The organism is Bradyrhizobium betae (genome assembly GCF_050632175.1).
GTDB lineage: Bacteria > Pseudomonadota > Alphaproteobacteria > Rhizobiales > Xanthobacteraceae > Bradyrhizobium > Bradyrhizobium betae_B.
Map to the genome: position 1 here is coordinate 1,281,485 of NZ_CP192576.1, position 13,312 is coordinate 1,294,796.

At 64.6% G+C, this 13,312-nt stretch carries 10 protein-coding genes; 5 read left to right on the plus strand and 5 right to left on the minus strand.

Annotated features, from left to right (window positions below):
• The first annotated feature begins 104 nt into the window (after positions 1 to 104).
• Positions 105 to 953: an alpha/beta fold hydrolase gene (locus tag ACQ86E_RS06430; RefSeq protein WP_431204695.1), complete on the plus strand. Its 849-nt coding sequence runs from the start codon at positions 105 to 107 to the stop codon at positions 951 to 953.
• Positions 954 to 971: 18 nt separating this feature from the next.
• On the opposite strand, the gene ACQ86E_RS06435 is transcribed toward ACQ86E_RS06430, so the two are convergent.
• Both ACQ86E_RS06435 and ACQ86E_RS06440 read right to left on the minus strand, forming a co-directional pair.
• On the minus strand, positions 972 to 1,961 hold the full coding sequence (locus ACQ86E_RS06435; protein WP_431204696.1) for a zinc-binding metallopeptidase family protein: 990 nt from the start codon (positions 1,959 to 1,961) through the stop codon (positions 972 to 974).
• Between the two features lie 428 nt (positions 1,962 to 2,389).
• Entirely contained in the window at positions 2,390 to 3,106 is a 717-nt protein-coding gene (locus ACQ86E_RS06440; RefSeq protein WP_431204697.1) for a hypothetical protein, read from the minus strand.
• Between the two features lie 273 nt (positions 3,107 to 3,379).
• Between ACQ86E_RS06440 and ACQ86E_RS06445 the strand changes: the two genes are divergently transcribed.
• Positions 3,380 to 4,303 carry an ABC transporter ATP-binding protein gene (locus tag ACQ86E_RS06445; protein ID WP_431204698.1) on the plus strand — a complete coding sequence of 308 codons (924 nt, stop codon included), beginning with the start codon at positions 3,380 to 3,382 and terminating at the stop codon, positions 4,301 to 4,303.
• Positions 4,300 to 5,061 (plus strand): ABC transporter permease, encoded by a 762-nt coding sequence (locus tag ACQ86E_RS06450; protein WP_431204699.1) that lies wholly within the window; start codon positions 4,300 to 4,302, stop codon positions 5,059 to 5,061. The genes ACQ86E_RS06445 and ACQ86E_RS06450 overlap by 4 nt, the downstream gene beginning before the upstream one ends.
• A 52-nt stretch (positions 5,062 to 5,113) precedes the next feature.
• Here ACQ86E_RS06450 and ACQ86E_RS06455 read toward each other — a convergent pair whose 3' ends face one another.
• Entirely contained in the window at positions 5,114 to 5,437 is a 324-nt protein-coding gene (locus ACQ86E_RS06455; protein WP_431204700.1) for a hypothetical protein, read from the minus strand.
• Between the two features lie 304 nt (positions 5,438 to 5,741).
• On the opposite strand from ACQ86E_RS06455, the gene ACQ86E_RS06460 reads away from it, so the two are divergent.
• Positions 5,742 to 6,533 carry a L,D-transpeptidase gene (locus tag ACQ86E_RS06460; RefSeq protein WP_431204701.1) on the plus strand — a complete coding sequence of 264 codons (792 nt, stop codon included), beginning with the start codon at positions 5,742 to 5,744 and terminating at the stop codon, positions 6,531 to 6,533.
• A gap of 22 nt (positions 6,534 to 6,555) precedes the next feature.
• On the opposite strand, the gene ACQ86E_RS06465 is transcribed toward ACQ86E_RS06460, so the two are convergent.
• Entirely contained in the window at positions 6,556 to 9,642 is a 3,087-nt protein-coding gene (locus ACQ86E_RS06465; protein WP_431204702.1) for a tetratricopeptide repeat protein, read from the minus strand.
• 340 nt (positions 9,643 to 9,982) lie between these two features.
• Between ACQ86E_RS06465 and ACQ86E_RS06470 the strand changes: the two genes are divergently transcribed.
• Positions 9,983 to 10,918 (plus strand): glycerophosphodiester phosphodiesterase, encoded by a 936-nt coding sequence (locus ACQ86E_RS06470; protein ID WP_431204703.1) that lies wholly within the window; start codon positions 9,983 to 9,985, stop codon positions 10,916 to 10,918.
• A gap of 112 nt (positions 10,919 to 11,030) precedes the next feature.
• Here ACQ86E_RS06470 and ACQ86E_RS06475 read toward each other — a convergent pair whose 3' ends face one another.
• Entirely contained in the window at positions 11,031 to 13,310 is a 2,280-nt protein-coding gene (locus ACQ86E_RS06475; RefSeq protein ID WP_431204704.1) for a fused MFS/spermidine synthase, read from the minus strand.
• Between the last annotated feature and the right edge of the window lie 2 nt (positions 13,311 to 13,312).

A 13,312-nucleotide genomic window follows, 5' to 3' on the forward strand; every position in this document is an offset into this window, starting at 1 on the left:
TGGACGGCGCTGACTAAGTAACCTGTAAAATTGCTATTGACAAGTTACCCGCGCAAAACGTAACCTCCATTTTAGTATTTAATAGGTTACTTCGGAGAACCACCGTGGCCCCCAACTACCGCACCGCAGACGTCGATGGTTTCAAGGTGTTCTATCGCGAGGCCGGCCGCGCCGGAGCACCGAAGCTTCTGCTGCTGCACGGCTTCCCGAGTGCAGGCCATATGTTCCGCGACCTCATCCCGCTGCTCGCAGACAGGTTTCACATCGTGGCACCGGACCTTCCCGGCTTCGGACAGTCCGACATGCCCCCGCGCGAAGCGTTCCGCTACAGCTTCGACAACGTTGCGCGCGTGATCGAGCGCTTCACCGAAGTCATCGGCTTCGATCGCTTCGCGGTCTACGTCTTCGACTACGGCGCGCCGACCGGCTTCCGGCTTGCGCTCAGTCATCCCGAGCGGATCGCGGCCATCATCTCGCAGAACGGCAACGCCTATGAGGAGGGCCTCAGCGACGGCTGGACTCCGATCAAGGCCTATTGGCAGGACCCCTCGCCCGCCAACCGTGACGCGTTGCGCGCTTTCCTCGCACCGGAAGCGACGCGCTGGCAGTACACGCACGGCGTTCCCGACGCGACCCTGGTGTCGCCGGACGGCCAGAACCTCGACAATTTCTATCTCGCACGCCCGGGCGCGGACGAGGTGCAGCTCGATTTGATGGGGGACTACAAGAGCAACGTGGCGCTCTACCCGTCATTTCAGAGCTATTTCCGCACGCACAAGCCGCGCTTCCTCGCGGTCTGGGGCAAGAACGATCCGTTTTTCATTCCACCTGGCGCCGAAGCGTTCAAGCGCGACAATCCCAACGCAGTGGTGCAGTTCTTCGATACCGGCCATTTCGCATTGGAAACGCATGCGAGCGATATCGCGGCTGCCATCCGCGCCTTCCTGACGTAGCGAAAACTGTCCGCCGCGTTACGCCGCCAACCTCTGCTGCTCGCGAAACGCAACGATCGCCATGTGCACGAGGTGCAGCTTGCCCTTCACCGCCGGCGATACGTCGAACGGATAGGCATCGTTCATCCCGAGCGAGCGGTTGAGCTCGTTGAGACCGCGGGACAGCGGGCTCCACAACGCCAGCAGCGCCTCGAAGTCGCTCTCCAGATAGGGATCCGTCAGGGTCTGCCGGGCGCGCTCATCGAGGGACAACGGCAGACCCGCCAGCGAGTCCAGCGTCGACAGGATATGGAGAAAATGCGCAAACGTCTCCGCCCAATCCTCCCAGGGGTGGGACGTCGCGTATTCGCTGATGAAGCCGCTCCGGTCGTATGAACGATCAGTGCGGCCGTAATAGCTGCTGATCGCCGCTTGATAGCCCTGCGTCTCGTCACCGAAGATCAGCCTGAATGGCGCCTGGAACGTCGTGCCGTTGACCAGCAGGTCCCAGTAGAAATGGCCGATCTCGTGCCGGAAATGCCCGAGCAGGGTGCGGTACGGCTCCCGGAACGCCACGCGGCGGGCCTCGCGCTCGACATCGTCGGCTTCCGCGAGGTTGAGCGTGATCACGCCCGAGAGGTGCCCCGTCAGGATCGGATTGATTTCGTCGGAGAGAATGTCGAATGCCACGCGGTCACCGCTGCGGGAGACCAGCGGAAGTCCGAGCCGGCGAAGATCATAGAGAAGACGGCGCTTGGCTTCCTCCACTCGCCGCCAGAGCATGACGTTCCTGGTGCTGCCGAGATGCGGGATGGTGCGCGTGAGGCGACAGGAGTCGCAGTACCAATCCGCGCCCTTGACACACCAGTTGCAGCCGATGATCTCGCGGTTACGGCAGGACTGATTGAATGCGAGTTTGGTCAGGTTGATGCTCGACGGATCGAACACCAACTGCGTGCCGCAGTTCGCGCACGCGGTGTGTTCGAACGAGACAGGCTGCCGGCACGACGGACACTGAAATAGCTTCACGTGCTCTGGTCCCAAACATACGGCACGCCGGACAACCGGCTCGTCACTTCGGCGAAAACTTGCGACCGTCGCTCTTGCCGGCGAGCAACGCGCGCTGCATCCGCAGTGCCTGCTGCCTCAACAGGCCGGCTCGCTTCGCGCTCAAGCGATTCAGTCGCAAACGGGGCTTTTCGGCCGGCGCAGTCTCGCCGACCGGCACGGCAGACCAGCATCGCTCGGGCTGAACCGACATCGGTCCGGCATTTCGTTTCTGGGCCATGATGCAACAACGCCGGATCGAACGCCAGGTTCCGCTGGCGGGCTCGCCGCCAACGTGGCGAGCCCTTGGCCCGTCTGGCGGTGACGTCCCCACAACCGACAAGACAACGACGCCGCCGACCATGAAGTCGACGGCGTCGTGACCAGATTGGATATTGCAGGTGAGTGCTTCAGTTCCTGGCGGGCGCCGTCGCCGCTGCCGACCGCGCCTGGCGCGGCGCGCCGGGTTCGGCGACCGCGGTTGCCGGTGCGCGCGAGCGCATGATTGCGGCGTCGATCTCGGCGATGACGCGGCGCTGGATCGCCTCGTTCTTGTCGATCGAGATATGGCCGACGCCGGTGCCGCGCACGTCGACATTGTCGAGCTTGCCACGGAAACCGTCGGCGGCCCTCACCGGCTCGCCCGGGCCGTCACCGATGTAGATGTTGATGTAGCGCTCGGCACCCGTCGTGAGCTTGGTCTTGAACACGGAATCGAGGCCGATCGCGAGCTTCACGGGAACGCCGAGCTGCTTGAGCTTGGCGATCATGTCGGGCAGCGCGGTCGCACCCGAGGAATGGCCGACCAGGACGATGGTCTTGATGCGGCCGGCCCTGTAATTGGCCGCGGCCTCATCGGCGAGCGAGGACCACGACACGAAGTTCGCGACGGTCACCGGGATGCCCTGCGCCTGCAGCCGGGCGCCGATCGTGTCGAGCCCGAGCGAGAAGATGTTGAGCACGCCCCGGAGCAGGTAGACATGTGTCGTGGCGGTGGCCTGGCTGGGCGCGGCCCTGGCGGGGGCCGGGTTGATGGCAACAGCTGACAGCAGCAACATGCAGATCGCCCACACGCGGATGGTGGACAATTGGCTGACGCCGGCGGTGTGACGGCCGTTCGGTCTCATCGATCTTTTCCCTGGGGACACTACGCTTTGCGATTGGCCGGAATCGTAGCCACGCCCTGCTCGCAGACGCAACAAAGAGCCGCGTGAACCGCAATCTTAGCAGCGGGCCGTGACCATCGCGCAACACTTGCCCGAAACCCGCCACCGAACGGCCTGTTTTGAGACCATTTTTCTCCCGGCAATTGCGGCCGCGCAAGTGCATTCCTATTTCAGGGCTCCGCTGACCGCCCTCCCGGGACGGTTCCAGCCTCCCTCCCCAATCTGCCGGCCATCATGTCTTCCATCATCTCCGTCGCCAATTTGTCGAAGACCTATGGGTCCGGCTTCAAGGCGCTCAAGAACGTCAATCTCGATATCAAGCGCGGGGAGATCTTTGCGCTGCTCGGCCCGAACGGCGCCGGCAAGACCACGCTGATCTCGATCATCTGCGGCATCGCCAATCCGAGCGAGGGCCGTGTCCTCGTCGGCGGCGAGGACATCCGGACCTCCTACCGCAAGGCGCGCTCGCTGATCGGGCTGGTGCCGCAGGAATTGCACACAGACGCCTTCGAGAGCGTGTGGGCGACCGTGAGCTTCTCCCGCGGCCTGTTCGGCAAGCCGAAGAACCCTGCGCACATCGAGAAGGTGCTGAAAGACCTCTCGCTCTGGGACAAGAAGGACAACAAGATCATCACGCTTTCCGGCGGCATGAAGCGCCGCGTGATGATCGCGAAAGCGCTGTCGCACGAGCCGCAGATCCTGTTCCTGGACGAGCCGACCGCCGGCGTCGACGTCGAGCTGCGCAAGGGCATGTGGGAGGTGGTGCGCACGCTGCAGCAATCCGGCGTCACCATCATCCTCACCACGCACTACATCGAGGAGGCCGAGGAGATGGCCGACCGCATCGGCATCATCAACAAGGGCGAGATCGTGCTGGTCGAGAACAAGGCGACCTTGATGCAGAAGCTCGGCAAGAAACGGCTGACGCTGCACCTGCAGAACAGGATCACCTCGCTCCCCGACAGCCTTGCCCATTACGAGCTCGACCTCAGCGAGAATGGCGCGACGCTGGTCTACGACTACGACACCAAGGGCGATCGCACCGGCATCACCAGCCTGCTCAGCGACCTGCGCGACGCCGGCATCCGCTTCAACGATCTCGACACGACGCAATCGTCGCTCGAGGACATCTTCGTCGACCTCGTGAGGACGTCATGAACTATCGCGCTGTCCGCGCCATCTATCTGTTCGAAATGGCACGCACCTGGCGCACGGTGCTGCAAAGCATCGTCTCGCCGGTCGTCTCGACCTCGCTCTATTTCGTGGTGTTCGGCGCCGCGATCGGCTCGCGCATCAGCCAGGTCGAGGGCGTCAGCTACGGCACCTTCATCGTGCCGGGCCTGATCATGCTCTCGGTGCTGACGCAGAGCATCGCCAATGCTTCCTTCGGCATCTATTTCCCGAAATTCACCGGCACGATCTACGAGATCCTGTCGGCGCCGATCTCCTATGTCGAGATCGTGCTCGGCTATGTCGGCGCCGCCGCGACCAAGTCGATCATTTTAGGACTGATCATCCTGGCGACCGCCGGGCTCTTTGTGCCGCTCCACATCCATCATCCCATATGGATGCTGGCCTTCCTGGTCCTGACGGCGGTAACGTTCAGCCTGTTCGGCTTCGTCATCGGCATCTGGGCCGACGGCTTCGAAAAGCTCCAGATGATCCCGATGCTGGTGGTGACGCCGCTGACATTCCTCGGCGGAAGCTTCTATTCCATCGACATGCTGCCGCCGACCTGGCGCACGGTGGCGCTGCTCAACCCGGTCGTCTACCTGATCTCCGGCTTCCGCTGGAGCTTCTACGAGATCGCGGATGTCAGCGTTGCCGTCAGCATCGGCATGACGCTGACGTTCCTGGTGATTTGCCTCGCCGTGATCTGGTGGATTTTCCGGACCGGGTACCGGTTGAAGAATTGAGCTGTCATTTCGGAGCGCGCGTAGCGCGAGCCCGGAATGACGACGGTGGACGTCACCTGTAGCAGTGGAAGCGATTGTGGCCGTCGTAATAGCCGCGGCAGCGGCGATGGCCGCGGTGGGGAATGCCGAATACGCCCTCGACCGCACCCACGGCACCGCCCACACCAGCGCCGACGACGCCTCCGACCGCGCCACCCACCGGGCCGGCGATCCGATTGCCTTCATAGGAGCCTTCCTGAGCGCCGCGCACGATGCCTTGCGCGTGACCGGGCTGAGGCAGGCACGAAAGGCCGAGGAGGATAGCGGCACCTGCGAGGAGCAGGCGGGCAGAACGACCGGCCGGCAACGAAGCGGCGGCGACACGAACTCTGTTCATTGGATTTCCTAAGGGTGAGCCGGCCGCGATGGCCGCTGGCCGAGAGATCAGCGCTGCACTAACGCAGATGCGGCCAATTGGTTGCCTCTTCATGACGAATTGGCGCCATCATGAACGGATCCGCTCGCGAAAATGTCAGCAGGGCCGCGGCCTGCGCGGCACCAAGCGGCCTTGCTTACGCCCGGCATCACGTTAACGATGGCTTGGCAGGCCGCTGGAACGAATGCCGGATTGCAGGCATATTGCACGCCGGGGACGGAGAGCCGCGGCGCCTAGCGTGAACAGGCCGGAGGCCAGAACTCAAATGCGTTTCCAGATGCGTTCCTATCTCATCGCTTTTACCTCCCTGATGCTTTTGAGCGCCGGCACGGCGCAGGCCAAGGTCGAGATCACCGTCGACAAGGACAATCAGCAGATGACCGTCGCCGTCGACGGCGTCGCGCGCTATCACTGGCCGGTGTCGACCGGCATCCCCTCGCGCGAAACGCCGAACGGCGCATTCCGCACCTTCCGCATGGAAGAGGATCACTACTCCAAGGAATTCGACGACGCGCCGATGCCGCACGCGATCTTCTTCACGAAAGTTGGCCACGCCATCCACGGCACCGACTCGGTCGGCCGGCTCGGCTCGCCCGCCTCGCACGGCTGCGTGCGGCTGTCGCGCCAGAACGCCTCGACGCTCTACGCGCTGGTGCAGCAGCAGGGCGTGCTCAACACAACGGTGACGCTGACCGGCTCGGCGCAGGTGGCGCTCGCCCGCAATCCGCGCGGCCGAACCAACAACGCGGTCGCGCGCGCCCCGCAGCCGGCCGAGGAGCAGTACGCCACGTCGGGCGATCCCGTGAACCTGACGCCGCCGGCGCAGCCCGCCCGCCGCTACATGCCGCAGGACGACAACTACATCTATCCGGCCGACGGCAGCGACACCGGCGCGCGTTATCCGGCGCCGCGCGGCAACCGTCCGCTCTATGATGCGCAGGTCTATCAGCAGCAACCGCAGCAATATTACAATCAGGGCTACGGCCAGCAGGGCTCCTACTATCAGCCTCAGCCCCGGCAGGTTTATCAGCCGCGCGGCTATTACTACCAGAATTGACACTATCCGAACGCGGTCGCCGTCAGCCGCCCTCGCCCACCAGAACGAACGGCGCCCACACGGCGGGATCGGCGTTGCGGGATGACGACCGGTCGGCAATCAGAGCCTGCATCGACCGGCGCAGCGCTTCGGCCCGGCCGATGCCGGGATGCGCTGTGAGCTCGGAGAAGGCGCCCGTGGTCAACCGCACCGCCGCATCGGAATCGACCGGCCAATGCGAGACGAGGAGCGCGCGCGCGCCGGCATAGAAGAACGCGCGCGCGAGGCCCGACAGGCCCTCGGCGCCAGGCTTGTCGCCGGCTGCCGTGTTACAGGCCGAAAGCACCGCCCAATCCGCATCCAGCTTGAGTCTTGCGATGCGGCTTGCCGTGAGCAGGCCGTCATCGTCGCTGGTCGGCTTGTCCGGCAATGTCAGCACGAGCGCGGGCTCGCTGAGGCCGCCGACCTCACCGGCAACGAGGCCGTGGGTCGCGAAATCGACGACACGGTATTGATCGAGCGGCAGCGTGCTCACGCTGGTCACGGTCGCGGCTGAGCCGAGCTTGACGTCGTCCTGCGGCGAGGCGCCGAGCGCACGCGCCACCGCCTGGAGCTCGCCCGCGGTTTCCGGCAGCGAAGGCAGCCCCGTGCGCAGGCGCTCGATATCAACGGAAGTGCCGTCGTAGTAGCTCTGGTATGGCTGCACGTTGCGCCCCGCGCGCTTGTCGCTCGGCGAACGCCGCAACACCGGATCGCCAAATCCGATGAACGGCTTCTGCGCGCGTGAGTCCCTGGCAAAGCTGCGCAGCGCGCGCAGGCTCGGCACCGATGGCAACACCGTGATGGCGCGCTCATTGAGCAGCCACGCCGCCTGTCGAAAGCGGTCGGCAGACGCCGTGTCGGGTTTCCTGGTCACCAGCACGTGAAACGGCAGGCTGGTGAGCGCACCGGCCGGGACGACCAACAGTTTTGGCTTGCCGGTGATATCGGCCGATATCGGGCCGAACAGCGCATTGTAGAGTTCGAAGGACGCATCGAGGTCGAATGACGATTGGGCTGCCTCGGGATTGGCGAGCCCGAGCCGGAGATGAGCAACACGGTCGCCGATCTCGCGGCTGCCGAGCGCGATCTGACGCAGTGCGCTTGCCTCACGCGTCACCGCCAAGGCGTAGGTCTTGTCGCCGCGCACGATGAACGCCACCAGAGCCTCGTCGGGCTTCAGCAGCCCCTGCGTTTGCGCGATGGACAGCGGTTGCGGATTGGACAATTGGGCATAGGCCGGAAAGCTGCGGTCGAGCTGGGCCGAAACGTCCTCGAGCGATTTTCGCATTTGCGCGGCCTGCGCGCGCAGGCTGGCGATCAGTGCGTCGTTGCGCTTGCCGTCCGCCTGCCCGAGTTCGGACGTCACACGCTTGTCGAGCGTTTCGAGGCTCGCCTTGAGGTCCTGCTGCCGCCTCACCAGTCCGGCGATCGTATCGTTGCCGGCGCCGAACCGGGCCGCCATCTGCGACAGCGCGGCACCCGCGCTGGTCTCGTGCGCGCGCTGAGCGGCGCCGAAGGCCTCGTCCTTTGCGGCATTGTCCGGCTTGCCGTCGGAGACGCGCCAGATCGCATCGATCAGCCAGGGATCGATCTCGGGAAAACGGACGAACTGCGTATTCTTCTCGGCGTTGAGCGCGGCTGCAGCGAGCCGCAGCCGCGCCAGGGCATCCGGCCACTTGCCCTCGCGCCGGTCGGCGTCGGCCAGGTTGATCATCGTGGCGATGGAATCGTGATGCCGTGGCCCGAGCCTGTCCTGCGCGATCGCGAGCGCGCGACCAAGCCGGTTGCGTGCGTCGCTCATGTTGCCGGTCTTGAGGTCGAGAAGCGCGATGCTACGCAGGTCCTTGACGAGCTGCGGATGGGAGCCGCCAAGCACGCGCTCGTCGATCTCCAGGCAGCGCACCAGATATGGTCGGGCCTCATCCATGCGGCCGGCGTCGGCCAAAGCCTGTCCGAGCGAGCCCGCCGCCAGTGCAGTCGGGCCGCTGCCTTCCCCGAACTTGCGCTCCATGGTGGTCAGCGAGCGCCGGTAGAGATCCAGCGCCTGCGCGTTGCGTCCCAGATCCGCGTAGCTGTTCGCGAGATTGTTCAGGGCACGACCGGCGTCCGGGCTCTCGGTACCGAACGCCTTTTCGTAGATCGCGAGCACCCGTTCCTGGAGGCCTGCGGCAGCATCGTGCTTGCCTTGAGCCGAGTAGACGTTGGCGAGGTTGTTCAGCCCGATCGCGGTCGTCGGGTGATTGGGACCATAGAGTTTCTCGTAGGCCTGAAGGGTCTGCTGATAGAGCTTTTCGGCCTCGGCATAGCGCGCCTCATGCTGGAGGACAGTGGCGAGATTGCCCGTCGTGGCCGCGACATTCGGATGGGTATCGCCGCTGCGCGCACGCGTGATCGCAAGCGAACGCCGCATCGCTGCCTCGGCCTCCGTCAGGCGGCCCGCGTCAAGATAGAGATTGCCAAGATCATTGAGCATTTTGTCGTAGTTCGACGTAGCCTCGGCGTTCCTGCCAAAACTGCGATCGAGCAGATCGAGCCCTTGCTTCAATGTACGCTCGCCGTCGTCGAAGCGCCCGAGCAGGCCATATATATCGCCGAGATCATCCAGGGCGGACGCGACGTCGGAGGGCGGCGAGTTGGCGGCTTGCAGGGCGCTAAGCGCCCGCTCGAAATAACCTGCGGCCTCTCGAAGGTTCTCGTTGTCGCGCGCGAGCCCGCCGAGCGCCGACAGCGTCCCGGCGAGCCTGCCGTCGTTGGCGCCAAAAGCACTGGTGCCGAGCGCCAGCGCCCGCTCGGCGACCGCGGTCGCCTCCGCCCGGCGCTCGAGCATGCCGAGCGATCCGACCAGGATGTTCGAGGTGCGCAGCGTGGAGAGGACGTCACTGTTGCGCAGCTTGATGGCAAGCGCGGCGTTGAGCTTGTCGACCGCCTCTGGGAAGCGGCCGAGATTGTGCAGATACATGCCCTCGTTATGCAGCACGCCGGCAAAGTTCATGTTATCGGCGCCCTGCCGGCGGCGCACCAGATTTTCCAGTTTCTGGGCGGCGGCGAGCCCATCGGCCCACCGGCCGGCCTGCGTGGCCGCATTCATCTGCGCGAGCAGGGATCAAAGTCGTTGCCGCGCTGGGCGAAGGCTGGTCCGGACAGCAGGACCACAAGCAAGAATGCGACAAAAAAGCGGGCGCGGTTCATGTGAAAATCCCGTCACGCGCGTCGAATGGCAATCCGCGGAGGATACGGGCAGGCATCACACCTGTCGACAGCGGGAAAATGCGCCGGCTTGGGCATGGATTGAGACACGAAAGCCTTTAGAATGGGCCCGGCGCAAGATACGTTTTAATGCCGTGTTTTCCACCGCCTCTCGGACTGTGATGACATCACGTGCAGCGATAATACTGACCGCGCTCTCGGTTCTGGTTGCAGGAGAGGCTATGGGATCCGACTTGGCCTTTGACCTCGAGGCGCATCGCGGCGGGCGGGCGCTGCTGCCGGAAAACACCCTGCCTGCCTTTGCCAACGCGTTGACAATGGGCGTGGACACGCTGGAGCTCGACGTCGGCATCACCGCCGACGGCGAGGTGATCGTGTCGCATGAACGTGGTCTCAACCCCGATCTCGCGCGAGATCGGAACGACGGCTACATCGCTGCGCCAGGGACGCCATTCATCAAGCTCCGGCTTGAAGACGTCAGGACCTATGACGTCGGCCAGATCCGGCCGGACAGTTCCTACGCGAAACAATTCCCCGACCAGCGCGCGATGCCGGGAACGCACATTCCCACTCTCCGCGAGCTGTTCGCGCTGGTACGCAAGTCCGGCAACACCCGCGTGCGCTTCAACATCGAGACCAAGATCGATCCGAACCACACGGACGAGACGCTCGATCCGCAGGCTTTTGTCGCAAGACTGCTCGGGTTGATCGAGGCCGAGGGATTTTCCGATCGCGTCATGATCCAGTCGTTCGACTGGCGAACCCTGCGTCTGGTCCAGCAGCAGGCGCCCAAAATTCCGTCCGTGTATCTGACACTCCAGCGCGGCTCAGCGCCGACCATCGCGCTCGACAAGGCCACCAGTTGGACGGCGGGCTTCAGTCCCGCCGATCACGGCGGCTCGCTGCCCCGGACCATCAAGGCTGCGGGCGGCGCGATCTGGTCGCCCTATTTTGGCGACGTAACCGGGGCGCTGATCACCGAGGCCCATGATCTCGAATTGCGCGTGGTGGTGTGGACCGTCAACAAGCCCGACGACATGGCGCGGATGATCGGGCTCGGCGTCGACGGCATCATCTCGGACCGGCCGGACCTGCTGCGGCAGGTCGCGGGCGAGAAGGGCATTGCGTTGCCGGCGGGGACACCGGTGGTGCCGTAGTTTGGGAGTCATCCTCGTAGCCCGGATGGAGCGAAGCGCAATCCGGGACAGCGCCAGCCGTATCGAAGAACCCCGGATTACGCTTCGCTCCATCCGGGCTACGAAAAAGCCCCTACTCCCCGTCCCGCAGACGCCGGTACAGCGCGCCGAGAATGTTGGAATAATCGTCGGTCCAGATCCGCACCCTGTCGTCGGCTTCGGTGAGCTCCCACGACTTGGAGGCGGCGAGCCGGCCGACGTCGGCGTCCTCGCGCGCCGATATGACGACGTCCGTCGAGAAGATGTAGTCGGAATCGCGCCCCGAATCCTCGTTGAAGACCCAGCTCTTCAGATCGTTGGCATCGGCGATGCCGACCACGACGGTCTCGAGATCGAGGTGCCGGTTGGAGACGTGCATCACGACCGCGCCGTGCGGGGCGAGCTTGTCCTTGTAGATCTTCATCGCCTCTTCGGTGGCGAGATGGATCGGGATCGCATCCGACGAATAGGCATCGACGATGATCAAATCATAGACGCCGTCGGGCTCCTTCGCGAAGGTGAGACGGGCATCGCCAATCACCGGCTTCAGGCCCGGCATGCAACTCGATATGTAGCGGAAGTTCTTCGGGTCACTCGCCGCGTCGACCATCGACTGGTCGATCTCGAAGAATTTCCAGTCGTCACCGGGTTCGGCTGCGCAGGCGAGCGTGCCCGATCCCACGCCGATCGCGGCGACTTTCAGCGGCGCGCCCTTGCGCTCGCGGATGGCGGTGATGGCCTGACCGATGCCGCCGTCCTTGTGATAGTAGGTGATCGGCTCGGGCCGGCCGGTCACAGGCGTGCCGTCATTGTTTCGGAAGCGCTCGGCGCCATGAATGGTGGTGCCGTGCATCAGCACGTGGAAATAGCCGCCGGGCGTCACGACGATCTTGTGCACGCCGAAGAAGCTGCGCACCGTCGTGACGCGGCCTTCGTCCGCGGGATAGACGCGGATCAACGCCAGCGCGAGCGCCACGGTGGCGAATATCTTCCACCGATCGGCATTGAGTGCGAGCGCGAGCAGCGCAGCGAGCACGCCGACGGCACCGGCGATCCAGACACGGTGATCCTCGAACCAGGTCGAGAGTTCGCCCGTCGTGGCGAACGGTGCAACGAGCGCCACCGCGAGCGCGGCAAGCGCCAGCCAGTACCATTTGACGATGCCCGCCAGCCGCTCGTTCGCAGGCGGCCGGCACAGCGCGGCGAGCGCGACCAGGATCGGATACTCGGCGATCCATGAGAACGTGAACGGTGCAAGCAGCCCCGCGAACAGGCCGCCGACCATGCCGCCGAACGACAGCGCGACATAGAAGCCGGTGAGATATCTGGCGGCCGGCCGGGTTCGTGCCAATTCGCCATGGCAGGCCATGGCGATGATGAAGAAACAGAGCTGGTGACCGCCGAGCGTCAGCAGCAAATTCTGCTCGCCGCCGAACGCCAGCAGGACGACGATGCCCGCGATCGCGACCGGCTGCAGCATCAGCATCCATTTGTGCGGCAGCAGCGGCCGCGACTGGAACACCACCACCCAGGTGAGAAGGTACAGCGACAGCGGCAGCACCCACAGCAGCGGCGCGGCCGCGACGTCGGTCGAGATGTGCGCGGTGACGGCGATGAGCAGGCCGGACGGCACCGCAGCCAGGAAAATCCAGCGCAGCCGCGTCACCAGGCCGGGCGCCGGCGCGTTCAAATCCTCGGCTTGCGGATCGACCACGGCGAGCTTCGGCGAGCGCAACAGCAGCGCGCCGCAGGCTGCGATGAGGAGAATCAGCAGTCCATAGCCGCCGGTCCAGAGCCGGTTCTGCGTGTGCAGTGTGAAGATCGGCTCCAGCAGGAATGGATAGGACAACAGCGCCAGGAAACTGCCGATGTTGGAGGAGGCATAGAGGAAATAGGGATCGTGGCCGGCGGGATGGCCGGTGCGGACGAACCAGGCCTGTAGCAACGGATTGTTGGCGGCGAGCGCGAAGAACGGCAGACCGATCGAGATCACGAACAGGCCGAGAAGCCAGAACGCATAGCCCGACGCCGGCGGCTCGCCATAAGCGGAGGCGATGCCGAGTGGCAGGGTCACGAAGGCCAGCACCAGCAGCAGGAGATGCACCACCACCGGGATGATGCGATTCCTGGTCTGCATCAGCAGATGCGCATAGGCATAGCCGGCCAGCAGCAGCGACTGGAAGAACACCATCGCCACCGACCACACCGCCGGCGAGCCGCCGAGTCGCGGCAGCACCATCTTCGTGAACAGCGGCTGCACCGAGAACAACAGCAGCGCGCTGACGAAGATCGCAGCGGTGTAGACCGTCAGCAGCAGCCGGTTGCGCGACGACGACGGCTGCTCCGTGGCGGCGGGTTGCACGATCGAATCCATGG

Excerpts from the sequence above, each read along its gene's own strand:
- ACQ86E_RS06440 (WP_431204697.1), bottom strand. The coding sequence starts at position 3,106 with ATGAGACCGAACGGCCGTCACACCGCCGGCGTCAGCCAATTGTCCACC.
- ACQ86E_RS06445 (WP_431204698.1), top strand. The coding sequence starts at position 3,380 with ATGTCTTCCATCATCTCCGTCGCCAATTTGTCGAAGACCTATGGGTCC.
- ACQ86E_RS06450 (WP_431204699.1), top strand. The coding sequence starts at position 4,300 with ATGAACTATCGCGCTGTCCGCGCCATCTATCTGTTCGAAATGGCACGC.
- ACQ86E_RS06455 (WP_431204700.1), bottom strand. The coding sequence starts at position 5,437 with ATGAACAGAGTTCGTGTCGCCGCCGCTTCGTTGCCGGCCGGTCGTTCT.
- ACQ86E_RS06460 (WP_431204701.1), top strand. The coding sequence starts at position 5,742 with ATGCGTTTCCAGATGCGTTCCTATCTCATCGCTTTTACCTCCCTGATG.
- ACQ86E_RS06465 (WP_431204702.1), bottom strand. The coding sequence starts at position 9,642 with ATGAATGCGGCCACGCAGGCCGGCCGGTGGGCCGATGGGCTCGCCGCC.
- ACQ86E_RS06470 (WP_431204703.1), top strand. The coding sequence starts at position 9,983 with ATGGGATCCGACTTGGCCTTTGACCTCGAGGCGCATCGCGGCGGGCGG.
- ACQ86E_RS06475 (WP_431204704.1), bottom strand. The coding sequence starts at position 13,310 with ATGGATTCGATCGTGCAACCCGCCGCCACGGAGCAGCCGTCGTCGTCG.